This window comes from Nonomuraea thailandensis, from assembly GCF_024172165.1.
Classification (GTDB): domain Bacteria; phylum Actinomycetota; class Actinomycetes; order Streptosporangiales; family Streptosporangiaceae; genus Nonomuraea; species Nonomuraea thailandensis.
This window is the reverse complement of sequence record NZ_JAMZEB010000002.1, coordinates 10,775,222-10,800,000: the sequence shown is the minus strand read 5'-3', so window position 1 is coordinate 10,800,000 and position 24,779 is coordinate 10,775,222. Positions and strand designations below refer to the sequence as shown.

24 protein-coding genes, 1 pseudogene and 1 riboswitch (1 of these 26 cut by a window edge) are annotated in these 24,779 nt (G+C 70.4%); of the genes and pseudogenes, 14 read left to right on the top strand and 11 right to left on the bottom strand.

All coding sequences use genetic code 11. From position 1 onward, the window contains the following. Positions 1-444, top strand: the final stretch of a protein-coding gene (locus HD597_RS66295; RefSeq protein WP_253755847.1) for a S9 family peptidase. Its footprint begins 1,647 nt before the window's first position; the window shows 444 of its 2,091 coding nt (coding positions 1,648-2,091); its start codon lies beyond the left edge, outside the window; its stop codon occupies positions 442-444. Beyond that, positions 441-1,439, top strand: coding sequence for an L-glyceraldehyde 3-phosphate reductase (gene mgrA, locus HD597_RS54195; protein WP_253759869.1), 999 nt, complete (start codon positions 441-443; stop codon positions 1,437-1,439). The genes HD597_RS66295 and mgrA overlap by 4 nt, the downstream gene beginning before the upstream one ends. On the opposite strand, the gene HD597_RS54190 is transcribed toward mgrA, so the two are convergent. Beyond that, the gene (locus HD597_RS54190) at positions 1,408-3,786 is read right to left on the bottom strand and encodes a lysylphosphatidylglycerol synthase transmembrane domain-containing protein (protein WP_253755845.1); all 2,379 of its coding nucleotides are present in this window, start codon (positions 3,784-3,786) and stop codon (positions 1,408-1,410) included. The genes mgrA and HD597_RS54190 overlap by 32 nt on opposite strands. Positions 3,787-4,000: 214 nt before the next feature. Here HD597_RS54190 and HD597_RS54185 point away from each other — a divergent pair, with 214 nt between their 5' ends. Beyond that, complete coding sequence (locus HD597_RS54185; protein WP_253755843.1) at positions 4,001-6,019, top strand: molybdopterin-containing oxidoreductase family protein; 2,019 nt, start codon at positions 4,001-4,003, stop codon at positions 6,017-6,019. On the opposite strand, the gene HD597_RS54180 is transcribed toward HD597_RS54185, so the two are convergent. Together HD597_RS54180 and HD597_RS54175 are read right to left on the bottom strand one after the other, a co-directional pair. Next, positions 6,006-6,476, bottom strand: coding sequence for a GNAT family N-acetyltransferase (locus HD597_RS54180; RefSeq protein WP_253759867.1), 471 nt, complete (start codon positions 6,474-6,476; stop codon positions 6,006-6,008). The two genes, HD597_RS54185 and HD597_RS54180, sit on opposite strands and share 14 nt — an antisense overlap. A gap of 42 nt (positions 6,477-6,518) precedes the next feature. Then, positions 6,519-6,929, bottom strand: a pseudogene (locus tag HD597_RS54175) (GNAT family N-acetyltransferase); the annotation flags it as partial. Between the two features lie 83 nt (positions 6,930-7,012). Between HD597_RS54175 and HD597_RS54170 the strand changes: the two are divergent. Then, positions 7,013-7,465, top strand: coding sequence for a hypothetical protein (locus HD597_RS54170; protein WP_253755841.1), 453 nt, complete (start codon positions 7,013-7,015; stop codon positions 7,463-7,465). Positions 7,466-7,467: 2 nt separating this feature from the next. Here HD597_RS54170 and HD597_RS54165 read toward each other — a convergent pair whose 3' ends face one another. The 3 genes from HD597_RS54165 to HD597_RS54155 form a co-directional block, all read right to left on the bottom strand. Continuing rightward, positions 7,468-7,848, bottom strand: a complete 381-nt coding sequence (locus HD597_RS54165; protein ID WP_253755839.1) for a VOC family protein — start codon at positions 7,846-7,848, stop codon at positions 7,468-7,470. Positions 7,849-7,878: 30 nt separating this feature from the next. Next, the gene (locus tag HD597_RS54160; RefSeq protein ID WP_253755837.1) at positions 7,879-8,193 is read right to left on the bottom strand and encodes a DMT family transporter; all 315 of its coding nucleotides are present in this window, start codon (positions 8,191-8,193) and stop codon (positions 7,879-7,881) included. Between the two features lie 34 nt (positions 8,194-8,227). Continuing rightward, positions 8,228-8,287: riboswitch (guanidine-III (ykkC-III) riboswitch) on the bottom strand. 25 nt (positions 8,288-8,312) lie between these two features. Next, a complete protein-coding gene (locus tag HD597_RS54155; RefSeq protein ID WP_253755835.1) occupies positions 8,313-9,110 on the bottom strand; it encodes a class I SAM-dependent methyltransferase in 798 nt (265 codons plus the stop codon). Between the two features lie 102 nt (positions 9,111-9,212). Between HD597_RS54155 and HD597_RS54150 the strand changes: the two genes are divergently transcribed. The 4 genes from HD597_RS54150 to HD597_RS67290 all read left to right on the top strand — a co-directional run bounded on the left by HD597_RS54150 (position 9,213) and on the right by HD597_RS67290 (position 12,658). After that, positions 9,213-11,018: an acyl-CoA dehydrogenase gene (locus tag HD597_RS54150; RefSeq protein WP_253755833.1), complete on the top strand. Its 1,806-nt coding sequence runs from the start codon at positions 9,213-9,215 to the stop codon at positions 11,016-11,018. Positions 11,019-11,130: 112 nt separating this feature from the next. Then, positions 11,131-12,069, top strand: a complete 939-nt coding sequence (locus tag HD597_RS54145) for an MBL fold metallo-hydrolase (RefSeq protein WP_253755831.1) — start codon at positions 11,131-11,133, stop codon at positions 12,067-12,069. A gap of 71 nt (positions 12,070-12,140) precedes the next feature. Beyond that, a complete protein-coding gene (locus HD597_RS54140) occupies positions 12,141-12,365 on the top strand; it encodes a hypothetical protein (protein ID WP_253755829.1) in 225 nt (74 codons plus the stop codon). Between the two features lie 26 nt (positions 12,366-12,391). Next, positions 12,392-12,658, top strand: a complete 267-nt coding sequence (locus HD597_RS67290; RefSeq protein WP_425572279.1) for a DUF7638 domain-containing protein — start codon at positions 12,392-12,394, stop codon at positions 12,656-12,658. Here HD597_RS67290 and HD597_RS54135 read toward each other — a convergent pair. The 4 genes from HD597_RS54135 to pdhA all read right to left on the bottom strand — a co-directional run bounded on the left by HD597_RS54135 (position 12,655) and on the right by pdhA (position 16,699). Next, positions 12,655-12,948, bottom strand: a complete 294-nt coding sequence (locus HD597_RS54135; RefSeq protein WP_253755827.1) for a Dabb family protein — start codon at positions 12,946-12,948, stop codon at positions 12,655-12,657. The genes HD597_RS67290 and HD597_RS54135 overlap by 4 nt on opposite strands. A 130-nt stretch (positions 12,949-13,078) precedes the next feature. Next, the gene (locus tag HD597_RS54130; protein WP_253755825.1) at positions 13,079-14,563 is read right to left on the bottom strand and encodes a dihydrolipoamide acetyltransferase family protein; all 1,485 of its coding nucleotides are present in this window, start codon (positions 14,561-14,563) and stop codon (positions 13,079-13,081) included. Between the two features lie 12 nt (positions 14,564-14,575). Then, positions 14,576-15,556, bottom strand: coding sequence for an alpha-ketoacid dehydrogenase subunit beta (locus HD597_RS54125; protein WP_253755823.1), 981 nt, complete (start codon positions 15,554-15,556; stop codon positions 14,576-14,578). Between the two features lie 60 nt (positions 15,557-15,616). Next, positions 15,617-16,699 (bottom strand): pyruvate dehydrogenase (acetyl-transferring) E1 component subunit alpha, encoded by a 1,083-nt coding sequence (gene pdhA, locus HD597_RS54120; protein WP_253755821.1) that lies wholly within the window; start codon positions 16,697-16,699, stop codon positions 15,617-15,619. A gap of 230 nt (positions 16,700-16,929) precedes the next feature. Here pdhA and purS point away from each other — a divergent pair, with 230 nt between their 5' ends. The 4 genes from purS (at position 16,930) to purL (ending at position 20,850) form a co-directional block, all read left to right on the top strand. After that, positions 16,930-17,175 carry a phosphoribosylformylglycinamidine synthase subunit PurS gene (gene purS / locus HD597_RS54115; RefSeq protein WP_253755819.1) on the top strand — a complete coding sequence of 82 codons (246 nt, stop codon included), beginning with the start codon at positions 16,930-16,932 and terminating at the stop codon, positions 17,173-17,175. Positions 17,176-17,394: 219 nt separating this feature from the next. Further along, complete coding sequence (locus tag HD597_RS54110) at positions 17,395-17,781, top strand: ATP-binding protein (RefSeq protein WP_185100353.1); 387 nt, start codon at positions 17,395-17,397, stop codon at positions 17,779-17,781. A 142-nt stretch (positions 17,782-17,923) separates the two neighbouring features. Then, positions 17,924-18,604 carry a phosphoribosylformylglycinamidine synthase subunit PurQ gene (gene purQ / locus HD597_RS54105; protein ID WP_253755817.1) on the top strand — a complete coding sequence of 227 codons (681 nt, stop codon included), beginning with the start codon at positions 17,924-17,926 and terminating at the stop codon, positions 18,602-18,604. Further along, entirely contained in the window at positions 18,601-20,850 is a 2,250-nt protein-coding gene (purL, locus tag HD597_RS54100; protein ID WP_253755815.1) for a phosphoribosylformylglycinamidine synthase subunit PurL, read from the top strand. Before purQ ends, purL begins: the two co-directional genes overlap by 4 nt. A 48-nt stretch (positions 20,851-20,898) precedes the next feature. Here the strand turns inward: purL and HD597_RS65415 are convergent, their stop codons facing one another. Next, entirely contained in the window at positions 20,899-21,834 is a 936-nt protein-coding gene (locus tag HD597_RS65415; RefSeq protein WP_276083265.1) for a collagen-like domain-containing protein, read from the bottom strand. A 196-nt stretch (positions 21,835-22,030) separates the two neighbouring features. Here HD597_RS65415 and HD597_RS66290 point away from each other — a divergent pair, with 196 nt between their 5' ends. Then, positions 22,031-24,052, top strand: a complete 2,022-nt coding sequence (locus HD597_RS66290) for an adenylate/guanylate cyclase domain-containing protein (protein WP_253755813.1) — start codon at positions 22,031-22,033, stop codon at positions 24,050-24,052. Positions 24,053-24,085: 33 nt separating this feature from the next. Beyond that, positions 24,086-24,748 (top strand): Crp/Fnr family transcriptional regulator, encoded by a 663-nt coding sequence (locus HD597_RS54085; protein ID WP_253755811.1) that lies wholly within the window; start codon positions 24,086-24,088, stop codon positions 24,746-24,748. Positions 24,749-24,779: the final 31 nt, after the last annotated feature.

Below are 24,779 nucleotides of genomic sequence, written 5' to 3'. Positions count from 1 at the left end.
TCGGCGGGCGGCCTGCTGATGGGCGCGGTGACGAACCTGGCGCCGGAGACGTTCGCCGGCGTGGTGGCCGAGGTGCCGTTCGTGGACGCGTTGAACACCATCCTCGACCCGTCGCTGCCGCTGACCGTGATCGAGTGGGACGAGTGGGGCGACCCGCTGCACGACGCCGATGTGTACGCGTACATGAAGGGGTACTCGCCCTACGAGAACGTGGACGGCAGGCCGTACCCGCCGATCCTGGCGATCACCAGCCTCAACGACACGCGCGTGCTCTACCATGAGCCGGCGAAGTGGATCGCGAGGCTGCGCGCGACCGCCAAGGGCGGCCCGTTCCTGCTCAAGACGGAGATGGGCGCGGGGCACGGCGGCCGCAGCGGGCGTTACGACGCGTGGCGCGAGGAGGCCTTCGCGCTCTCGTGGATCATCGAGAGGGGCACGTCATGACCTACCAGGCCGACGAGGGGCGCTACGAGCGCCAGCCTTACAACCGCAGCGGGCGCAGCGGGCTGAAGCTGCCGGCGGTCTCGCTGGGCCTGTGGCACAACTTCGGCGACAACCGGCCGATCGAGAACTCGCGGGCGATCCTGCGCCGCGCCTTCGACCTCGGGGTGACGCACTTCGACCTGGCCAACAACTACGGCGTGCCGTACGGCTCGGCGGAGCGCAACTTCGGCCGGATCCTGCGCGAGGACTTCGCCGCCTACCGGGACGAGCTGATCATCTCCACCAAGGCCGGGTACGACATGTGGCCCGGTCCATACGGCGAGTGGGGGTCGCGCAAGTACGTGCTGGCCAGCCTCGACCAGTCGTTGCAGCGCATGGGGCTGGAGTACGTGGACGTCTTCTACAGCCACCGTCCCGACCCGGAGACGCCGCTGGAGGAGACGATGGGCGCGCTGGACCGGGCGGTGCGCTCGGGCAAGGCGCTGTACGCGGGCGTCTCCAACTACTCGCCGGAGCAGACGGCCCAGGCCGCGCGCATCATGCGCGAGCTGGGCACGCCGCTGCTCATCCACCAGCCGTCCTACTCGATGATCAACCGCTGGATCGAGGACGGGCTGCTGGACACACTGGAGGAGGCGGGGATGGGCTGCATCGTGTTCTCGCCGCTGGCGCAGGGGCTGCTGACCGACCGCTACCTGGAGGGCGTGCCCGACGACTCGCGGGCGGCCACCAGCCGGTTCCTGACCAGCGACCGGATCGACCGGGACCTGGCGCGCGAGCTCAACGAGATCGCGCGGACGCGGGGGCAGACGCTGGCTCAGATGGCGCTGTCGTGGGCGATGCGGGACCCGAGGGTGACGAGCGTGCTGATCGGCGCCAGCAGCGTCAAGCAGCTGGAGGACAACGTGGCGTGCGTGGACGGCCCGGCGTTCACGGAGGACGAGCTGGCCGCCATCGACAAGATCACAGAGCTTCGTTCCGCTGGAGGTAGGTGAAGGCGGCCCAGCCCGGCAGTACCGGCAGCCAGAACGTGAGCAGCCGGTACAGCAGCACCGCCGAGGTGGCCAGCTCGGGTCGCACGCCCGCGACCGTCAGACCGCCCACGAGCGCGACTTCGACCGCGCCCAGACCACCGGGTGTGGGCGCGGCGGAGCCGATCGCGTTGGCCGTGAGGAAGACGACCGCGACGGCGGTGAAGCTGAGCGTGCCGCCGAACGCGGCCACGCAGGCGTCGAGACAGACGATGAACGCGAGGGTGATCGAGAGGGTGCCGGCGCACGCCTCGACCATCTTGCGCGGCGACTGCAGCACGTCGAGCAGGCGCGGCAGCACGTTCGAGAAGAGCTTGCGCAGCCGTGCGGTGACCAGGCGGCGCAGCGGCGGCACGCCGAGGACGGCGACGACCAGCACCGCCACCCCGAGCAGCACGAGGACGAGCGTGCGTGACGGGGTGAACGAGGTGGGCGTGGTCGAGCCGGTGATGTAGGCGAACAGCGCCAGCAGCAGGATGTGGAAGACCAGCATGATGAGCTGCGAGGCGCCGACGCTGGCGACCGCGCTGGCCGGGGGGATCCCGCGTTTTTGCAGGTAGCGCGTGTTGATCGCGACGCCGCCCACGGCGGCGGGCGCGACGAGCTTGACGAACGAGCCCGCGAACTGCGCCAGCACCGTGCGCCAGAGCGGCAGGTGCTCGGGCACGAAGCCGCGCAGCATGAACGCGGCCGCGACGTAGCTGGCGAACGAGGCCACCAGCGCCAGCCCCGACCAGGCCCAGTTGGCCGTGGTGATGACGTGGTAGACGTCCACCTGGCTGAGCTGGTAGAGCACGATGTACGCGGCGAGCGTGCTGGCGATGATGGTGATCAGGGTGCGGGGGCGGAAGCGTTCGAGGCGTACCTCCTCGACCTTGCTCTGCGGCTTGAGCGCGACGATGTGCTCGCGGATGCCGGGCAGCACGTTCTTGGCCTTGGCCAGCGCGGCGCGGGTCTCCCTGGTCAGGGCGATCTGCTGGAGCAGCGGCATGGCGGCGGCCAGCGCGTCGGGGCCCATGACGTTGGCGGCGGCGCGGACCGAGCGCTCGGGGCCGACGCGCAGCGACAGGTAGGTGAGGAGCTGGGCGACGTCGAGCCGCAGGAGCAGGTCTCCGGCGGCGACCTCGCCGCTGCGCGCGTCGGTGAGCACGACGCGGCCGTCGCGGTCGAGGTGGATGCTGTCGCCGGTGAGGCGCCGGTGTGCCAGGCGCTGGATCTGCAGCAGCTCGACCTGCTCCCAGATCTGGGCGAGCAGCTCGTCGTCGATCTCGGCGTCGGGCACCTCGTCGAGGGGGCGGGTCTCGATGTGCTCGTAGGCGAGCAGCGCGGCCTCGGTGCCGATCTCGCTGGTGCCGAGCAGGCGCGGGGTGCTGGCGCCGGCCGCCTGCGCCGCGTACGCCATGAGGGCCTCGCGTTCGAGCTCGGCGCGCAACGACCTGATGGCGCGCCGTCTGGTCTCGGAGTTGAGCCTGATGCGCCGCCACAGCCGGTACGGCAGCCCGGCCACCTGCCGGTCGCGGTCGAGCACGGTGACGTCGAGGCTGGAGCCGTCCTTGAGGCCGATGGCGTAGCGGCGGCTGCCCTGGTGGTCGTCCTCGACGCGGCGGGCGGAGACGGGCGCGAACGACAGCTTGCGCAGGGCGGCGACCACGGCGTTGCCGGCGGGGCGGGTGTTGGGGCTGCCGACGCCGTACAGGGTGGCGTAGCCGATGGCCATGCCGACCAGGACGGTGACGATGGCGCTGGGGATGGTGATCTGGCGGCCGGAGAACAGGGCCAGGATGTAGAGCGCGATGGTGGTCCACATCAGCATCCGCCAGGTGGGGCGGCGGGAGATGCGGACGGCGGTGGAGTAGGCGATGACGGAGGTGAGCAGCGTGTTGAGCGGCTCGATGGTGCTGCGGTCGCCGGTGAGCAGGACGCGCAGGTCGTCGACGTTGCCGCCGACGAGCCACTGCCCGAGCAGGAACGACCCGGCCATGCCGACGATGGCGGCGATCAGCCCTTCGGCGACGCGCAGCCCGTCGCGGTGGAAGACGCGCTCGACGGCGAATGCCGTGGGCACGATGAGCACGGCCGCGCCACCGAGGAAGGTGGCGATCCTGCTCAGCAGCGGCACGAGCTCGGCGCCCTCCTTGACGTCGGCCTCGAGCCCGATGAGTGTCTGCTTGCCGACCAGGGCGAGCAGGATGACCGCGCCGAGCACGATGAGCGTGGCGAAGAAGCGCAGCAGGTCGGAGGGGCGGCGCAGGCGCTGGGGCAGCAGCGGCTCTACGACGTAGACGTCGTTCTCCGCGCGCGACTCGGCCACGGCCGGCTCCCCTTCCGCGAGGCCCTCCGTGTCATCTCGTTCCCTGATATCGGCCACCGACAGCGATTCCGCACCTTCCCGTGCCGGACCATACGATCTCTGACTTCCAGTGTGCTCAATCGTCCCCGCAGTGTCGCACGGGGCAGGCTACACGCTGCACTTCCCACTGTTCACCTCTGAATTCCTGCCAGTGGGTGGACGTAGGCTGTGTCCCATGTCGGGTGAATTGAGGGTTTTGGGGGCATGTCCGTTGGACTGCCCGGATACCTGCTCCTGGGTGGTGACCGTCGAGAACGGCCGGGCCGTCAAGATGCGCGGCAACCCCGACCAGCCCTACACGCGGGGCGCGCTCTGCGTGAAGGTCAACCGTTACCTGGAGCACACCCAGGCCCAGGACCGCCTCCTGTACCCGCTGCGCCGCACCGGGCCGAAGGGCTCCGGGCAGTTCGAGCGGATCACATGGGAAGAGGCGCTCGACGAGATCTCCGTACGGCTGCGCGCCATCGTCGAGGAGCACGGCGGCGAGGCCATCTGGCCCTACCTCGGCACCGGCACCCTCGGCTACCTCCAGGGCTGCGAGGGCGTGGCCGGCCGGCGGTTCTGGAACCTGCTCGGCGCCTCCAGGCACTGGCTCAACATCTGCTCCGCGGCGGGCAACGCCGGGCTGCGGCGCACCCTCGGCACCGCGGCCGGCATGGACCCGGAGAACTTCGCGCTGTCCAAGCTGATCCTGCTCTGGGGCACGAACACGCTGACCAGCGGCCACCACCTGTGGAAGTTCATCCAGGACGCCCGCGCGGACGGCGCGTACGTCGTCGCCATCGATCCCGTCCGCACCAGGACGGCCGACCAGGCGGACGAGCACCTGGCGATCCGGCCGGGCACCGACGGGGCGCTCGCGCTGGGCCTGCTCAACGTCGTGCTGTCCGAGAACGCCCAGGACGAGGAGTTCCTGGCCGAGCACACCGAGGGCTGGGACGACTTCCGCGAGGAGATCCTGCGTCACCCGGTGGAGAGAGTGGCCGAGATCACCGGGATCCCGGCCGAGGCCGTCCACAGGCTGGGGATGCGGCTGGCGCACACCCGTCCGACCGCGCTGCGCGCCACGCACGGCCTGCAGCGGCACGCGGGCGGCGGCGCCGCGCTGCGGGTGATCGCCGCCATCCCCGGCGTCACCGGCGACTGGCGCCACCCCGGCGGCGGCATGGCCTTCTCCACCAGCGACCACGTGCACCTGAACGTGGACCGCCGCGACGACCTGCTCGCGGCGCCGGTGCGCACGCTGACCATGACCAAGGCGGCCTCGCAGCTCGAATCCGTCAAGTGCTTCTGGGTGTACGCGGCCAACCCCGTCGGCTCCTCCCCCGACTCGAACGCCATCAGGCGGCAGCTCCTGCGCGAGGACCTGTTCACGGTGGTCATGGAGCACTTCCCGACCGACACCGTGGACTACGCCGACATCGTGCTGCCCGCGACCATGCAGACCGAGCACCACGACCTGCACGCCGGCTACGGGCACATGTACCTGCTGTGGAACGAGCAGGCCGTGCGGCCGCCGGGCGAGTGCCTGTCCACCACGGAGACGTTCCGGCGGCTGGCGGCGCACATGGGGATGACCGAGCCGTCGCTGTACGACTCGGACCTGGAGCTGGCCGAGCAGTTGCTGACGAGCGGGCATCCGTCGCTGGAGGGCATCACCCTGGACAGGCTGCGCAAGGAGGGCTGGGCGCGGATGAACTACCCGCGCCCGTTCACGCCGTTCGCCGAGGGCTTCCCGACGCCCTCCGGGCGGCTGCGCTTCCCGCCCGCCGGCAAGGCGTACGTGCCGTCGTACACGGCGGCCTCGCGTCCATCACCCGGGGAGAGCTCGCCGTACCCGCTGACGCTGGTCACGCCCGCCTCGCACACGTTCCTCAACACGACGTTCGGCAACAACCCGGAGCTGCTGCGGCGGGCCAAGGAGCCGACGGTGCTGGTCAACCCGGCCGACGCGGCGGCGCGCGGGCTGGAGGACGGCCGCCGGGTGCGCGTGCACAACGACGGCGGCGAGTTCCTGGCTGACGTGGAGATCAGCGACCGGGTGGCGGCAGGGGTGGTGGCCACGCCGAAGGGCCGCTGGCCCAAGCTCAGCCCCGGCGGCGCCAACCCGAACGCCGTCGTGGCCGAGCGCGACGCCGACATGGGCAGGGGGCCGGGCTTCCACGACAACTTCGTGGAGATCAGTCCAGCTTGAGCTTGTAGCCGACGTGGGAGGCGGTGAAGCCGAGGCCGTCGTAGAAGCGGTGCGCGTCCGTACGTGACCTGTCGGAGGTGAGCTGCACCATCGCGCACCCGCGCGCCCGCGCCCGGTCGATCGCCCAGGCGATCATCTTGCGGCCCAGGCCCTGGCCGCGGGTGGACGCGGCGACCCTGACGGCCTCGATCTGGCACCGCTCGGCGCCCAGCCGCGACAGCCCGGCCAGGTACGTGAGCTGCATCGTGCCCACCACCTTGCCGTCGCGCTCGGCCACGATCAGCTCGTCGTACGGGTCGGCGTCGATCCGGTCGAACGCCGCCAGGTAACGCTCGTCGCCCGGATCGCCCTCTCTCTGGGCGCCGAGCGGGTCGTCGGCCAGCATCGCCACGATCGCCGGCACGTCCTGCCTGCGCGCCCGCCGGAAGAGCAGGGACAGCACGTAGTGGGACTCCATGAGCGCCGGGTTGGACGGCAGCGCCATCACCTTGCCGCTGCGCGTGAAGCCCTTGCGCGCGTACAGGCCGCGGGCGGCGTGGTTCTCGTCCACCGCCCACAGGCCGATCTCCTCGGCTCCCGTGGTCCTGGCCCACTTGACGGCCTCGTCCACCAGCCGGGAGCCGACGCCGTCCTTCCTGGCCTCGGGCGCCACCCACATGGACAGCAGGTGGGCCGCGCCCTCCTCCAGGCGCACGCACACCAGCCCCGCGTCGGCGCCGTCGCGCGTGGCCACCCACCAGCGCGAGTCCTGGTTCGCCAGCCGCTCCGCCCACTTCCGCGGCGGGAACTCGATCTCACGGGCGTAGGAGGAGCCGAACGCGTCCGGCGCGTCCCGCAACGCGCGCAGCCGCACCTCCCGCAGCCGCTCGCCTTCGTCCGGACCAAGTCGCACGATCTCTATATCCCGCATGCCCGAATCATGCCAGTTTCCCAGGGACAGCTCAGGGTCGGACCCCGATGCCTCCAGGGGCAGGCGAAGGGCAGCATGAAGGCATGAGCAATGAAATCAGTCGACGCGACGAGGTATCGCTGTCGGGCGCCGCGCTGCGCGGCGCCCCTTGGAAGACCGCCGCCGTCAGCGGCGCCGCCGTGACCGCCGTCAGCTTCGGCGTGGGCTGGCTCACCGGCACCGCCGGCCTGGTCTGGTCGCTGGGCCTGGGCATCAGCCTGTTCGCGCTGGTCGCCGCGATCGGCGCGGTGTCCAAGCCGAACGAGGGCGACCGGGTGACCCGCCAGGCGCGGATCTGGTCGCTCAGGCACCCGTTCAAGTTCGCGCTGCTGCCGGCCGGCATCGTGGCCGTGCTGGACTACCCGGTGCAGCTCGTGCTCGACGGCGAGGGGGTGTTCGGCTCGGCCATCGACGCGCTGTGGCACGGCGCGCTCGTCTACCTGATCGCGGGCGTGCTGACGCTCACGATGCAGGGACGAGCGCGGTCGGCCCGGTGACCCTACTGAGCCTCCCTCTCCGCAGTACTCCTGCACACGCAGAACTCGTTGCCCTCGGGGTCGAGCATGGTGACCCAGCCGGTGCCATCGGGCTTGCGCAGATCGTCGTGGACGGTCGCGCCGAGCCCGATGAGCCGCTCGACCTCCTGGTCACGGGTCCTGCCCTCGGTGCCGTTGACGTCGAGGTGCACCCGGTTCTTGACGGTCTTGCCCTCGGGGACGCGGATGAACAGCAGGAACGGGTCCTGGGGGGTGCGCAGCATGACCTCGTCGTCGCCCGGTTCGTCACCCTCGCCCAGGGGCAGGCCGGTGGCCTCGCTCCACCAGCTCGCGATGGCGTACGGGTCGGCGGCGTCAATGGTGACAGCATGAATTTCGATCATGGGTCACCACAATAGACACCGCCAAAGCCGTTAAGCCAGTGTCTTGAGGCCGATGACCCCGGCCAGGATCAGCGCGATGGAGACGAGCCGCGCCGGCGACACCTGGTCGCCCATGGCGATCATGCCGAGCAGCGCGGTGCCGGCCGCGCCGACGCCGGTCCAGACGGCGTACGCGGTGCCGACCTCCAGCGTCTTGAGCGCGTAGGCGAGCAGGCCGAAGCTGAGCACGGCCGTGACCAGGAACGACAGCGTCCACCACAGGTGCGAGAAGCCGTTGCTGAGCTTGAGCGAGAGGGCCATGGTGACCTCGAAGAGGCCGGCCAGCACGAGGACGATCCACGCCATGAGAAGCACTCCCTGAGAGACGAGACTGACTTGGAGTGCGTCGTCTTGGCGTACCGGGTACGGCGCGTCTCGTCCGGGAGCTCACTGGCTCATCTAGGGGAACGTGCAGGGCAGGCCGGTCATTCCCACCAGATGGTGACCCACCGGTCGCGCGGCACCGGCCACATGCCGAGCTCCGCCGCCGTCCGCCCCACCTCCTCCGCCCGCGAGGGGTCGAGGCACACCCTGCGCACCGCGCTGGCGGCCAGCTCCTCCAGCGACATGAAACGTTCCAGCGGGGCTTCCCTCTCCTCCACCCGCACGTTGAAGCCGAGCGCCGCCGCCAGCGCCACGCAGTCCTCCGCGATGGGCCGCACCGGCCGGTCGACGCCGTGGAAGTGCTGCCACAGCGGCGTCATCCAGCTCATCGGGTGGCGGTGCGGCAGCTCCAGGACCACCCGCCCCTGCGTGCGGGCGTCCAGCGCCAGCAGGAAGTCGGCCAGGTCGGGCACGTTGTAGACGACGTGCGCCGCCACGGCCACGTCCGCCTTCGGCACCTGGCCGGAGACGTCGGGCCAGCGGCCCTCGACCGCCGTGACCGGCACGCCCAGCTTCTCCGCCCTGGCCGTCAGCCCTTCGAGCATGGAGGCGGAGGTGTCGACCGCGTAGAGGTGGCCGATGCGCGCGTGCAGCGGCAGGGAGGCCGCGCCGGGGCCCGAGCCGACGTCGAGCAGCGTGCCCTTGTCGGGCAGCGCCTCGGACAGGCGGGTCATGGTGGGGCCGTCGTCGGGCTCGGCCAGCGCCCTGTCGGTGCGGGTGCCGAACCTCTCCGGCGAATGACTCCACGGATCCACGGGGGCCTTGGCCAGGATCTCGTCCGGAATCGCCCACGATTCCAGGCGTTCCCGCCATCGGGCGGCGAGTTCTGCGGCGTCCATGGAGATGAGCATGCCACGCATATGACGGGTTACCCGCGGGTAGCATTTCAGAGTAAGGTTACTCACCAGTAGAAATGCCTCGGTTCAAGGAGATCGACGCCCATGGGCCACTACCAGAGCAACGTGCGTGACCTGGAATTCAACCTCTTCGAGGTCTTCGGGAGAGGCGAGATCCTCGGCACCGGACCCTTCTCGGAAGTGGACGAGGACGTCGCGCGCAGCGTGCTCGACGAGATGAACCGGCTCGCCACCGGAGTGCTCGCCGACTCCTTCGAGGAGGGCGACAGGAACCCGCCGGTGTTCGACGCGGCCACCTCCACCGTCAAGGTGCCCGAAGGCTTCAAGAAGTCGTACAAGGCGCTGGTCGACGGCGGCTGGGCGCACCTCGACCTGCCCACCGACCTGGGCGGCCCCGGCATCCCGCGCACCCTCGCCTGGGCCACCGCCGAGATGGTGCTGGGCGCGAACCCCGCCCTGTACATGTACGCGGCCGGCCCCAACTTCGCCTACACCCTGTGGAAGCTGGGCACCCCGGAGCAGAAGCGCTTCGCCGAGCTGGCCATCGAGAAGAGCTGGGGCGCCACCATGGTGCTCACCGAGCCCGACGCGGGCTCCGACGTGGGCGCCGGCCGTACGAAGGCGGTACGCCAGCCCGACGGCACCTGGCACATCGAGGGCGTCAAGCGCTTCATCACCAGCGCCGAGCACGACATGTCCGACAACATCTTCCACCTGGTGCTGGCCCGCCCCGAGGGCCACGGCCCCGGCACCAAGGGGCTGTCGATGTTCCTCGTGCCGAAGTTCCACGTGAACCTGGAGACCGGCGAGCTCGGCGAGCGCAACGGCGCCTACGTCACCAACGTCGAGAAGAAGATGGGCCTGAAGGTCTCCACGACCTGCGAGCTGACCTTCGGCGACAAGCACCCCGCGGTCGGCTGGCTGGTCGGCGAGGTGCACGAGGGCATCAAGCAGATGTTCATGGTGATCGAGCACGCCCGCATGATGGTCGGCACCAAGGCCATCGCCACGCTCTCCACCGGCTACCTGAACGCCCTCGAGTACGCCAAGTCCCGCGTCCAGGGCGCCGACCTGGCGAAGATGGCCGACAAGGCCTCTCCCCGGGTGACCGTCACCCACCACCCCGACGTGCGGCGCGAGCTCATGCTGCAGAAGGCGTACGCCGAGGGCATGCGGGCGCTGGTGCTCTACACGGCCACGTTCCAGGACACGCTGCTCATCGACCCGGACGACCGGCACGCCGCCGCCATGAACGACCTGCTGCTGCCCATCGTCAAGGGCGTCGGCTCCGAGCGGTCGTACGAGCTGCTCTCCCGCTCCCTGCAGACCCTCGGCGGCTCCGGATATCTCCAGGACTACCCGATCGAGCAGTACATCCGCGACGCCAAGATCGACTCCCTGTACGAGGGCACGACCGCCATCCAGGGCCAGGACCTGTTCTTCAGGAAGATCCTGCGCAACCAGGGCGCCGCGATCGGCGCGCTGCTGGCCGAGATCAACGAGTTCGCCGGGTCCGAGGCGGGCAACGGGCGGCTCAAGGAGGAGCGCAAGCTGCTCGCCGAGGCCGCGGCCGAGGTCAAGGCCATGGGCGACACCATGGCGGGCTGGGCGCTCGGCTCGCTGGAGACGCCCACGGAGGTCTACAAGGTCGGGCTGAACACCACGAGGCTGCTGCTCGCGCTCGGCGACCTGGTCATCGGCTGGCTGCTGCTGCGCCAGGCCGAGGTGGCGCTGGCCAGGCTGGCCGAGGGTGAGGACCCGTTCTACCAGGGCAAGGTCGGGGCCGCCTCGTTCTTCGCCAAGACCGTGCTGCCCCGGCTGGCCGCCGAGCGGCGCGTGCTCGCGGCGACCGGCCTGGAGCTGATGGAGCTGCCCGAAGAGGCCTTCTGAGCCACACCTCGCTGCCACCCGCGGCAGTCACACCGGCAGGGCGCCCGACCGCGAGCGGGCGCCCTGCCGCCTTGTGAGGGGCCTCGGCACGCCGTCTTGTACGTTCCTTGCCATGAGCTCCTCCGCGCACGACCATCCCCTGCCACCGCCGCGCGTCGAAGAGGTGTCCGACGGCGTCTACGCCTACCTGCAGCCCGACGGGAGCTGGTGGATCAACAACACCGGCTTCCTGGCCGGGCGGCGCGGCGTCGTCGTCATCGACGCCTGCTCGACCGAACGCCGCACGCGCGCCTTCCGCCAGGCCATCGGCAAGGTCACCGACCGGCCGATCACCACGCTGGTCAACACCCACCACCACGGTGACCACACGTTCGGCAACTGGCTGTTCCCCGAGGCCACGATCGTCGGGCACGAGGGCGTGCGCGAGCAGATCATCGCCGACGGCGTGCCCGCCTACCGCGCCGCCTGGTCGCCCGAGGTGGAGTGGGGCAAGATGGAGCCGACCCCGCCGTTCCTCACCTTCACCGACCGCGTCACCCTGCACTCCGACGAGCTGCGCTGCGAGGTGCGGCACGTCGGGCACGCGGCCCACACCACCAACGACTCCTACGTGTGGATCCCGGAGCGGCGGCTGCTGTTCGCCGGCGACCTGGTCTTCAACGGCGGCACCCCGTTCGTGCTGATGGGCTCGGTGGCCGGGGCGCTACGGGCCGTCGAGCAGCTACGGGAGCTCGGCGCCGAGACCATCGTGCCCGGGCACGGCGAGGTGTGCGGGCCGGAGGCGTACGAGCCGGTCGAGGGTTACCTGCGCTTCGTCCAGGAGACCGCCAGGCGGGGCAAGGAGGCGGGCCTGACGCCGCTGGAGGCGGCCAGGGAGACCGACCTGGGCGAGTGGGCCGGGCTGCTGGACGCCGAGCGCATCGTGGGCAACCTGCACCGCGCCTACGCCGAGCTCGACGGGCACCCCCTGGGCGCGCCGATCGACCTGGTCACCGCCGTACTCGACATGATCACCTACAACGGCGGGCAGCCGTTGTCCTGCCTTGCGTGAGATGCGACGGGTGTGATCGGCGATAGCCGGGTATGACCGAGGCTGTACTCGCCGTTTGCCTGGAGGTCGTCATGGGTGTCGGGGTAAGCATCTTCTTCCTCACGCTTGGCGCCATCCTGAGGTTCGCGATCGAGCCCGACGTGTTCGGGCAGAGCGTCCACATGGACGTCATCGGCCTCATCTTCATGATCGTCGGTGGCGTGGGAGTGGTGCTGAGCATCGTGCTGGCCCCCCGGCGGGGCCAGACCTCCGACAACAGGCTGATGCACCGCGAGAACAACCCGCCTGATCTCTGAGCGGTTGATCGTCTAGGCTCTCGGCCGTGCTGAACCGGACGTTCAGGGAGGTCGACGGCGAGCGGATCGACGGCCTGTCGCGGCCCGCGTTCATCCGCGACGGCGGCCACTACATCCTGACCGAGCTGGTCGTGTACGCCAGCTCGCGGAGATCCCGGCCGGTGCGGGCACCGCGCGCATCCACGACGACGGGTGGGCTTCGGACTACTGGATCGCCTCAGGACGCAACTGGATGGGCCGGCTCCTGGAGCTGGTCAGTATCCGAGCTCCAGGCGGATCAGCTCCGGGGCTAGAGGCTCAGCTGGACGGCGGCGCGGGTCGCAAGGATCGGCTTGATGTGGTCGGCGATCACCTTCTGGTGGGCCGGGTGGTCGCGGTAGGTCAGGTAGTCGCCCACGTCGTCGAAGTCCGCCACCACGGCGAACTCGTGGTTGCCCTGGTTGATTCCCGCGTCCGCGCCGACCGTGTAGGCGCGGAGCTGCGGGATGAGGTCGGGGAGTTTGCCCAGCTCAGCCGTGACGGCGGCCTTCTGCTCGGCGGTCGCGGTCTCGGTCCAGGTGAACAGCACGATGTGGCGAATCATATTCGCCACCATATCGATGTATCTGGCGGAACCCTGGTCGCTCTGACGTCAGTGGGTGCGGGCGTCCCCCGCCGTACGGCGATCGCCGGGAGAGGGGTCCTCCCGGCGGTCGCCGTACTCCGTTCGGGTTCTAGCTCCAGGCGAGCATGCGGAGGGGGTCCTCCAGCATGGCGCCCACGTCGGCGAGGAAGAGCGAGCCGAGCTCGCCGTCGACGATGCGGTGGTCGAACGAGAGCGACAGGGTCGTCACCTTGCGCACCGCGAGCTCGCCGTCCACGACCCACGGCATGTCCCTGATCTGGCCCACGGCGAGGATGGCGGCCTCACCGGGGTTGATGATCGGGGTGCCGGTGTCCACTCCGAAGACGCCGACGTTGGAGATGGTGATGGTGCCGCCGGACATCTCCGCCGGTTGGGTGCGCCCGGCTCTGGCCGTCTCCGTGAGCTGGGCCAGGGCGCCGGCCAGGGCGGGCAGGGACAGGCCCTGGGCGTCCTTGACGTTGGGGACCAGGAGGCCCCGCGGGGTGGCGGCGGCGATCCCGAGGTTCACGTAGTGCTTGACCACGATCTCCCCGGCCTGCTCGTCCCACGCCGAGTTGATCAGCGGGTGGCGCCTGACCGCCGTCAGGACCGCCTTGCTCACCAGGAGCAGCGGGGAGACCTTGATCTCCGCGAAGTCGGGCATGGCGCGCAGGCGCCGCACCGCCTCCATGGTGCCCGTCATGTCCACCTGGAGGAACTCGGTGACGTGCGGGGCGGTGAAGGCGCTGGTGACCATGGCCTGGGCGGTCGCCTTGCGCACGCCCTTGACGGGGAGGCGCTCCTCGCGCAGGGCGGGGGTGGCCGCGGCCGCCGGTTCCTCGGCGGGGGCCTGGGCCGCCGCGTGGACGTCGTCGCGGGTGATCGAGCCCTGGGGGCCCGTGCCGGTGAGGGACGCCAGGTCGACGCCCAGGTCCTTGGCCAGCTTGCGGACCGGGGGCTTGGCCAGGACGGCCACCCGGCCGGGCGTCGCGGGCGTCTCTGCCGGCACCGTCGAGGCCAGAGCCGGAACCGGAGCCGGGGACGCAGCCGGGGACGGGGACGGGGCCGGGGCGGGCGGGCCGTCCACCTCCACGCGGGACGGGTTGGCCACCGGGTTGGCGGCGACGCCGGGGGCCGGCTGCTTGCGGGGGCGGCGTTTGGTGGCGCCGGTCTTGACGCCGTAGCCGACCAGGACCGCCTGGCGTTCCTCCTTGGGGGCCGGGCTGCCGTGGGCGCCGGGCTCCACCGCGCCCTCCGCCGGCGGCTTCGGGACCATGTCGTCGGCCAGGGCGGCGACGTCGTCCGTGGCCTGGGCGGGCGTCGCGGCTCCGGAGGGCACCCCTGTGCCGCCCTCCTCCGCGGTGTCCACGGCGATGATGGCGACGCCGACGTCGATCGTGTCGCCCTCCTCGGCCATCAGGCCGGCCACCACCCCGTCCCACGGGATGGGCAGCTCGACGATCGACTTGGCCGTCTCGATCTCCACCACGATCTGGTTGACCTTGACCGTGTCGCCCGCCTTGACGTGCCAGCGGACGATCTCGGCCTCCGTCAGCCCCTCACCGACGTCGGGAAGCTTGAACTCGCGTCGCATCGCGCTACCCCCTCAGTACCCGAAGGTCCGGTCGACGGCGTCGAGCACCCGGTCCAGGTCGGGCAGGTAGTGCTCCTCCAGCTTGGACGGGGGGTAGGGGGTGGAGAAGCCGCCGGCCCGCAGCACGGGCGACTCCAGGTGGTAGAAGCACTGCTCGGTGATCCGCGCGGCCAGCTCGGCGCCGAAGCCACTGTTGACGGGAGCCTCGTGGACGACCACGACGCGCCCGGTGCGGCGTGCGGACTCCATCACGACGGGCTCGTCCAGCGGGTTGAGCGAGCGCAGGTCGATGACCTCCAGCGAGCGCCCGTCGGCCTCGGCCGCCGTGGCGGCCTCCAGGCAGGTCTTGACCATGGGACCGTAGGCCAGCAGCGTGACGTCGGTCCCGGGGCGCACGACCTTGGCGGCGTGCAGCGGGGCCCACCAGTCGGTGGAGGAGGTGTCGACGTCGGCCTTCTCCCAGTAGCGGCGCTTGGGCTCGAAGAAGAGCACCGGGTCGTCGCTGCGGATGGCCTGCTGGATCATGGTGTACGCGTCGGCCGGGTTGGAGCAGGAGACGACGCGCAGGCCGGCCGTGTGGGTGAAGTACGCCTCCGGCGACTCGCTGTGGTGCTCGACCGCGCCGATGCCGCCGCCGCAGGGGATGCGTACGACGACCGGCAGCTTGATCGCGCCCAGCGAGCGCATCGGCATCTTGGCGAGCTGCGTGATGATCTGGTCGGCGGCCGGGAAGACGAACCCGTCGAACTGGATCTCGCACACCGGCCGGTACCCGCGCAGCGCCAGCCCGATCGCGGTGCCGATGATGCCCGACTCGGCCAGCGGCGTGTCGATCACGCGGTCCTCGCCGAAGTCCTTCTGCAGGCCGTCGGTGACCCGGAACACGCCGCCCAGCTTGCCGACGTCCTCGCCCATGATGAGGACCTTGGGGTCGTCCTCCATGGCCTTGCGCATGCCCTCGTTCAGGGCCTTGGACAAACTGAGAACCGTCATGACGCCTCCTTCGTCGGCGCCATGAGAGTCACGCTGTGCCGAATGGTGCCTTCGCTCCGCTCAGTCACTGAACCCCTCCAAGTACGCGGCGAACTGGGCGCGCTCCTGGTCGATCAGGGCGTGGGGCTCGCGGTAGACGTGGTCGAAGATGTCGAGCGGCTCGGGGTCGGGCATGGCCAGGCAGCGCCTGCGCAGGTCCGCGCCGAGCTGGTCGGCCTCGGCGTCGATGGAGTCGAAGAAGGCCTGGTCGGCGTGCTCGTTCTTGAACAGGTACGCCTTGACCCGCTCGATCGGGTCCTTGAGCTTCCACGCCTCCAGCTCGCTGGCCACGCGGTAACGCGTGGGGTCGTCGGTGGTGGTGTGGGCGCCCATCCGGTACGTGAACGCCTCGATGAGCGTCGGCCCCTGCCCGGTACGAGCGGCTTCGAGCGCCTTGCGCGTCACCGCGAGGCAGGCGAACACGTCGTTGCCGTCGACCCTGATGCCCGGGAAGCCGAACCCGGAGGCCCGCCGGTAGAGCGGGATGCGGGTCTGCTTCTCCAGCGGCTCGGAGATGGCCCACTGGTTGTTCTGGCAGAAGAACACGATCGGCGCGTTGAACACGCTGGCCCAGATGAACGACTCGTTCACGTCGCCCTGGGAGGTGGCGCCGTCGCCGAAGTAGACGATGGTCGCCGCGTTGGCGTCGTCGCGCTGGATGCCCATCGCGTAGCCGACCGCGTGCAGGGTCTGGCTGCCGATCACGATCGTGTAGAGGTGGAAGTTGTGCTCGTTGGGGTCCCATCCCCCGTGGTTGACACCCCTGAACAGGCCCAGCAGCTTGACCGGGTCGACGTCGCGGCACCACGCCACGCCGTGCTCGCGGTAGGTGGGGAAGGCCATGTCGGTGTCGGTCAGGGCGCGGCCCGAGCCGATCTGGGCGGCCTCCTGGCCCAGCAGCGAGGCCCAGATGCCCAGCTCGCCCTGGCGTTGCAGCGCCACGGCCTCCAGGTCGATGCGCCGGACGAGCACGAGGTCGCGGTAGAGCGACCGGACCTCGTCCGGGGTCAGGTCGATGTCGTAGTCGGGATGCTCGACCCGCTCGCCCTCGGGGGTGAGCAGCTGGACGAGCTCAGGAGATGCTCCCGAGGCGTCTATGGTCATGCGCCACTCCTGCTGGTCAGGGGCCGGACTATGGATGGGGTTGCCACCTTAGGCCAGCCTTACCTAACGACGAACCGGTAGGTGGTGGTTCGTACGCGTTCGGGGCCATCGTGGCAGACGTCACAGCCCTGTGCGCAAGCCCCATGTCCTCCCCGTTCCCGTTGTAGTGACAGCCACACGCGCCGGTAGGCTGTGCTTCCCATCCACCCACCGCACCCAGGAGGAACGCAGTGGCCCGCGTCATCGTGGACGTCATGTTGAAGCCCGAGATCCTCGATCCGCAGGGCCAGGCCATCGCCAGGGCGCTGCCCAGGCTCGGCTTCTCCGGCGTCTCAGCCGTGCGCCAGGGCAAGCGCTTCGAGATCGAGCTCGACGGCCCGGCCGACGAGGCGGCGCTCGACGAGGTGCGCAAGATGGCGGAAACGTTGCTCGCCAACACCGTCATCGAGGACTACACCGTCCGGGTCGAGGGCTAAGGCACATTTGCCGCCCCGATTTCCCCTGGGGCGGTTAAAGCCCGGTTGCGACGTGCCACAATGCCACGGGCGTGCCAACACTAAATAACAACAACGTGATTTTGCGGTTAGCCCCGTTTTCTCAGGGAAACCTACTCCAGGTGAGATTCCGGCGCCCGGAGGAGTCCGGTGGATATTGAGTTCTCGTTGGCACTGCCTCGGGATGCGATCGGCATACCGATGGTCAGGCGAGTGCTTGGCGACGCCATGCGTTCACTCAACGTGAGCGAGACGTGCATCGCCGACATGCTGCTCGCCGTGTCCGAGGCGTGCTCCAACGCGGTCCGGCACGGAGGGCCGGCCAACCGCTACGAGGTGACGGCGGCCATCGGCGCCGGCCAGTGCGACGTGCGCGTGGCCGACAACGGTGACGGTGTCCCGACGATGCCGCATTCCTTTCCGCCTCCCGACACCGAGAACGGCCGCGGCCTGCTGATCATGCGCAGCGTCGTCGACGAGATCTCCTTCGGCGTCACCCCCGGCCGGGGCACCACGGTCCACCTGCGCAAGCACCTCGCCTGGGACGACGGCGCCGACGCCCGTCCCCGCGAGCTCGCCGCCGTCTGATCTGTAGCATCCGACCTGCGCCTTCGCTCGACCCCCGAGTCGATGCGGACCACCTGGGAGCACCCGATAACCTGAAGACACCGCCGTCCGCCCTGAAGGGACGGTGGTGCGCGCGCGCATTCCTCCGGAGGGGACCACAGTCATGAGCGCTGCCCGTGTGGGCGTAGTCACGTTTCCAGGAACTCTCGACGACCAGGACGCCGCCAGAGCCGTGCGCCTCGTGGGCGCGGAGGCGGTCCCGTTGTGGCACGCCGACCACGACCTGAAGGGAGTCGACGCCGTCTTCCTGCCCGGCGGCTTCTCCTACGGCGACTACCTGCGCTGCGGCGCCATCTCACGCTTCGCGCCGCTCATGGAGGAGCTCGTCCCCGCCGCCAGGGCGGGGCTGCCCGTGATCGGCACCTGCAACGGGTTCCAGATCCTGTGCGAGGCTCACCTGCTGCCCGGCGCGCTGACGCGTAACGCCTCGCTGCACTACGTCTGCCGCGACCAGCGGCTCAAGGTCGAGCAGAGCGCGACCGCGTGGACGAACTCGTTCACGCAGGGCCAGGAGATCACGCTGCCGATCAAGCACGGCGAGGGCCGCTACGTGGCCTCCGACGACACGCTGGCCGCGCTGGAGGCGGGCGGCCACGTGGTGTTCCGCTACGTCGGCAACCCCAACGGCTCGCTCAACGACATCGCGGGCATCCGCAACGAGGCGGGCAACGTGGTCGGCCTCATGCCGCATCCCGAGCACGCCGTCGAGGACCTGGTCGGCGCCCCGAGCACCGACGGTCTCGGCGTCTTCACCTCCATCCTGAAGAACCTGGTGAACGCATGACAGACAGTGTGAAGCGGGCGGCGGAGACTCCCGACGAGCCGATGCCCTTCGCCGAGCTGGGGATGAAGCAGGACGAGTACGACCGGGTCAAGGAGATCCTGGGCCGCCGTCCCACCGGCTCCGAGCTGGCCATCTACAGCGTCATGTGGTCCGAGCACTGCTCGTACAAGTCGTCCAAGGTGCACCTCAAGCAGTTCGCCACCAAGGCGCCCAAGTCCGAGGCGCTGCTCGTGGGCATGGGCGAGAACGCCGGCGTGGTCGACATCGGCGACGGCTGGGCGGCCACGTTCAAGATCGAGTCCCACAACCACCCGTCGTACGTCGAGCCGCACCAGGGCGCCGCCACCGGCGTCGGCGGGATCGTGCGCGACATCATGTCCATGGGCGCGCGCCCGATCGCGGTCATGGACGCGCTGCGCTTCGGCGCCGCAGACGCCGTGGACACCCGCCGCGTGCTGCCCGGCGTGGTCGAGGGCATCAGCAGCTACGGCAACTGCCTGGGCCTGCCCAACATCGGCGGCGAGGTCGTCTTCGACCCCTGCTACATCGGCAACCCGCTGGTCAACGCCCTGTGCGTGGGCCTGCTGCGCAAGGACCAGATCAAGCTGGCCACCGCGCCCGGCCCCGGCAACAAGGTCGTGCTGTTCGGCGCGTCCACCGGCCCCGACGGCATCGGCGGCGCGTCCGTGCTGGCCAGCGCCACGTTCGAGGACGAGTCGCAGGCCAAGCGGCCCGCCGTGCAGGTGGGCGACCCGTTCATGGAGAAGCTGCTCATCGAGTGCTGCCTGGAGCTGTACGCGGCCGACGTGGTCGTCGGCATCCAGGACCTCGGCGCGGCCGGCGTCTCCTGCGCCACCACCGAGCTGGCCGCCAAGGGCACCGGTGGCATGAAGGTGGACCTCAACCTGGTCCCGTTGCGCGACCCCTCGCTCAGGCCCGAGGAGATCCTCATGAGCGAGTCGCAGGAGCGCATGATGGCGGTCGTCCGCCCCGACGACATCCCCGCGTTCATGGCGATCTGCGAGAAGTGGGACGTGCCCGCCACCGTCATCGGCGAGGTCACCGACACCGGCCGCCTCGTCATGACCTGGGACGGCGAGGTCATCGTGGACATCCCGCCGGGCACCGCCGCCGACGACGGCCCCGTCTACGAGCGGCCCTTCCACGAGCCGGCCGGGCAGTCCGCGCTCAACGGCGACACGCCCGACCGCCTGGAGCGGCCCGCCGACCTGCGGGCGACCCTGCTCAAGCTGCTCGGCTCCCCCAACCTGGCCTCCAAGGCGTGGGTGACCGACCAGTACGACCGGTACGTGCGCTCCAACACCGTGCTGGCCCAGCCGGCCGACGCGGGCATGCTGCGCATCTCGGAGGTCATCGAGGGCGCCGAGCCGACCACCCGCGGCATCGCGCTGTCCACCGACGGCAACGGGCGTTACGCCAAGCTCGACCCGTACGCGGGGGCGCAGCTCGCGCTCGCCGAGGCGTACCGGAACGTGGCCGTGACCGGCGCCAAGCCGCTGGCCGTCACCAACTGCCTCAACTTCGGCTCCCCCGAGGACCCCGAGGTGATGTGGCAGTTCGCCGAGGCCACCCGCGGGCTGGCCGACGCCTGCAGGGCGCTCGGCGTGCCGGTCACCGGTGGCAACGTCTCCTTCTACAACCAGACCGGCTCGACGGCCATCCACCCGACGCCCGTCGTCGGCGTGCTCGGCGTCATCGAGGACGTCGCCAAGCGGGTGCCGTCCGGGTTCACCGCCGAGGGGCTGCGGGTCGTGCTGCTCGGCGACACCGGCGAGGAGTTCGGCGGCTCGGAGTGGGCCCACGTCGAGCACCGCCACCTGGGCGGGCTGCCGCCGCACGCGGACCTGGAGGCCGAGCAGGCGCTGGGCACCGTGCTGGTGGAGGCGGCCCGGCGGGGGCTGCTGGAAGGCTCGCACGACCTGTCGGACGGCGGGCTGGCCGTCGCGCTGGCCGAGTCCTGCCTGGCGCGGGGCGTCGGGGCGCGGGTCGAGCTGACCGGTGATCCGTTCACCGACCTGTTCAGCGAGTCCGCGGCGCGGGCGCTGGTCGTGGTGCGGCCCGAGGCCTACGACGAGTTCGCCTCGCTGTGCGGGCGGCACGACGTGCCGTGCTACGGGCTCGGCGTGACCGGTGGGGCGTCGCTGGCCGTCAAGGACGTGTTCGAGGTCTCCGTGGAGGAGCTGCGGGAAACGCACTCGGCTGCGCTTCCCGCGCTGTTCGGCTGAGGTCTTACGGGGAGGGCCGGCACGGGGTTTCCGTGCCGGCCCTCTCGCTCACGCCTTCTTCAGGCAGACGACGTAGATGTGACCGCTGACGCTGGCGCCGTTGTTGCCGCCGCCGTGGCCGTAGGTCTGCGCGTCCTTCTCGGCCGGTGTGTTCGTGGGCGTGGCCGTCGGGGCGGCGGCCTGCCTGTCGTAGTCGTTGCCGCCGCCGTTGTCGTCCTTGACCACGGTGACCGTCCAGCTGGAGGCGCCCGAGGGCGCGCTGCTGGTGACGGCCGCGTTCTTGAACGTGCTGAACGAGAAGCCGCCGCCCGTCACCACGCCGGTGCCGCAGCTCACGGTCTCGGTGCCGGTCCCGTTGACGAACTCCTTGTTGACGTAGGTCGTGTAGGCGGCGCCGGTGCCGGGGTCGCCCTTCGGCCCCTGCGGGCCGCGCGCGCCGGTGTCGCCCTTCGGGCCCTGGGGGCCGCGGGGGCCGGTCTGGCCGTCCTTGCCCGGCAGGCCGTTCTTGCCGTCGTCGCCCTTCGGCCCCTGCGGGCCCTGGGGGCCGGTCGCGCCGGTCTTGCCGGGCTCGCCCTGGGGGCCGGTGGCGCCGGTCTTGCCCGGCTCGCCCTGCTCGCCCTTGGGGCCCTGGGGGCCCGCGACGCCCTGCTTGCCCTGCGGCCCCACAGGCCCGGCCGGGCCCTGGACGCCCTGCTTGCCCTGGGGGCCGGCCGGGCCGCGCTCGCCCTGGCGGCCCTGCTCGCCCTGCTGGACGGTGGTCGTGGAGGTGGAGGAGCCGCCGATCAGGATCCGCTCCTCCGTCTTCCTGCACTTCGTCGTCGGGTTGACGATGCGGGCGTACCGCGTCTTCTTGTGCACGCAGGCGTGCACCTCGGAGCCGGCGGACGAGGCGGTGGCGACGCCACCCACGGTGAGGAGCGAGGCGGCCAGCGCCCCGACAGCGGCGAGCGTGATCGTGCGCCCGCCGCGAACCTTGATAGCCACGGCTTTCCTTCCAAGGAACGAGTGATGCCCAAGTGGTGCATGAGATTCACGCTTCGAACGTTCCAAGGGATGACGCAAACTACATAACGTATACATCACGAAACGGAGCGTTACTGACCGGATTGACGGATTGTCTCCGACTCGGGTGAGTAAAAGGACGCGTTGGCGAGACCGATCGCCCGTGGATAATCGGTCTGTGCCAACGCGCGGTCCCACGCCCTACCTTCCCCCGGCCACCCAGCCCGTACGCGGCGTGGTGTGGGCCATCCACCTGATCCTGCCCCTGCTCGGCCTCTGGCTCCTGCTGGCCCAGCCGCACATCAACGTCTTCTGGCAGCACAACGCGAGCCACTTCTGGCTGATCATCCTGGTCGCCGGCGTCAACGTGGTGCTCGGCGTGCTCATCAGCGAGTCCTCCAGGCGCCGGCAGGACGCGCGGCTGTTCCTGGTCTCCATGGTCTTCCTGAGCAGTGCCGGGTTCTTCTTCCTGCACGGCCTGGCCACGCCGAAGGTCATCCTGCCGACCGGCTCCATCGGGTTCGACCTCGGCCAGCAGGTGGGGCTCACGATCGCCTCGGCGTTCGCGTTCGCCTCGGCGCTGCCGCTGCGGGAGCGGGCCGCCAAGGCCGTGCTCGGGTCGCAGCACTTCATCCGCGGAGCGCTGATCGGGTTCATGGTGCTCTGGGGCGTCGTTTCGCTGGTCCCGGGCCTGACGCCGCTCAGCGAGCCGCCGATGGTCTCGCCGATGGACTGGCTGGTGTGGGCGTCGGTGCCCGGCCTGCTGCTGTACGTGGCGGCGAGCGTGATGATGTTCCTGCTGCACAAGCGGCGGCCGGCGGCCATGCTGATCAGCCTGATCACCGCGTACGCGCTGCTGGCCGAGTCGATGATCGCGGGAATGTCGCAGCTCAACTGGCACCTGTCCTGGTGGGAGTGGCACCTTCTGCTCACCCTGGCCTTCGTCTTCGTCGCCTACAGCGCCTACCTGCAGTTCAGGCGCGAGGGGTCGAGCGCGGGGCTGTTCGACTCGGTGGCGCTGTCGGCGACCGTGCGGCGCATCCAGCGTGACTACGACGAGGCGCTGGAGGAGCTGGTCGAGCACGTACGCCGGGGCGAGCCGCTGGCCGCGACCCGGCTGTCGGGCAAGTTCCGGCTCAACGAGGGCCAGGCCGCGGTGCTCGACCGGGCGGGCGAGGCGCTGGCCAACGAGCGGGAGCTGTCGGAGCGGCTGGCCGCGCTGGTGGCGGTGAGCGCGCAGACCAAGGTCGGGCTGCCGGAGAACGAGCTGCTGACGGTGTCGCTGGAGCGGGTGCGGCAGGCGTACGGGGACGTCAAGATCGCCCTGGTCTCGGAGGGCCGGACGCAGATCGGCTCGCGCGACTACGCGTTCACCGACGGCAACCCGATCAGGCGCGACCAGCTCCTGGCCTTCCCGCTGACCGTCAAGGGCAACCTGGCGGGCGTGCTGGAGGTGCCGGTCGGGCGGACCAACCAGGACGAGGCGCTGGCCGCGACGCTGGCGGGGCAGTTGTCGATCTCGCTGGAGAACGCCCGGCTCTACCAGGAGCTGCACACGCTCTTCCACCAGTACATGTCGCCGGACGTGGCGCACGCCCTGCTCGCCGACCCCGCGCAGGCGGAGCTGGGCGGCCAGCTCAAGGAGCTGACGGCGCTGTTCGCCGACCTCAAGGGCTTCACCACGTTCTCGGAGAAGGTGACGCCCGGCGAGATCGTCGAGATGCTGAACCGCTACCACACGGCCGCCGTCCCCTGCATCCTGAACAACGGCGGCACGATCGTGCAGTTCGTCGGAGACGCGCTGCTGGCCCTGTTCAACGCTCCCGCCTCGCAGGACGGGCACGCGCGGCAGGCCTGCAAGGCGGCGCTGCAGATGCAGCAGGCCGCCGCCGAGATCGCCGAGGAGATGGCCTGGAAGGTCGACACGGTCGAGTGGCCGACGTTCCGGGTGGGCGTCAACACCGGGCCCGCCCTGGTCGGCAACATCGGCAGCCCGGAGCTGCGCGGCTTCAACGCCATGGGCGACGCCGTGAACGTGGCCGCCAGGCTCCAGGCCCTGGCCGAGCCGGGCACGGTGGTGATCGGCGAGACGACGTACGGGCAACTGGGCGAGGGCGCGAAGGTGAACCCGCTGGGGCCGCTCAACCTCAAGGGCAAGGATGAGCTCGTTACGGCCTACGTTCTGACGGAATTGGCATAGTAGGACGGTGCAGGTACCGACATAATCGGGCGCATGGATTCAGAGCCCGGAGAGTTCCTCACCATGCTCACGGCCGAGGAGGTCGAGGCCCTGCGCTCGGCCGGTCGGCTGCGGCGCTGGGACCGGGGCACGACCATCATGACCGAGGGCGACACGTCCGACTGGGTGCTCGTGCTGATGGAGGGCAGGGTCAAGTGCTCCTCCCACACGAGCGGCGGCACCGAGGTGGTGCTGGCCGTGCGCGGGCCCGGCGCGCTGCTCGGCGAGCTGTCGGCCATCGACGGCTCACCCCGCTCGACCACCGTGACCGCGCTGGAGCCGATCGCCGGTCTGGTGGTGCGTGACTTCACCGGCTTCCTGGAGAGCCACGGCCGCATCGCCGTCCTGCTCATGCAGCTCATCAGCAACAAGCTGCGCGACTCCGACCGCAAGCGCATCGAGTACGGCGCGTTCGACACCACGGGAAGGGTGGCGACGCGGCTGCTGGAGCTGGCCGAGCGGTACGGCGAGAAGACCAACAGCGGCGTGCGCGTGGCGCTGCCCCTGTCGCAGGACGAGCTGGCCGGATGGACCGGCGCCTCCCGTGAGGCCGTCAGCAAGGCGCTGCGCACCCTGCGCGACCGGGGCCTGATCGAGACGGGCAGGCGGCGCGTGGTGATCCACGATCTCGAAGGGTTGCGCAAGCGAGCAAGGTGACCCCTGGGGAGAAACCGGACGTACGCCGTAC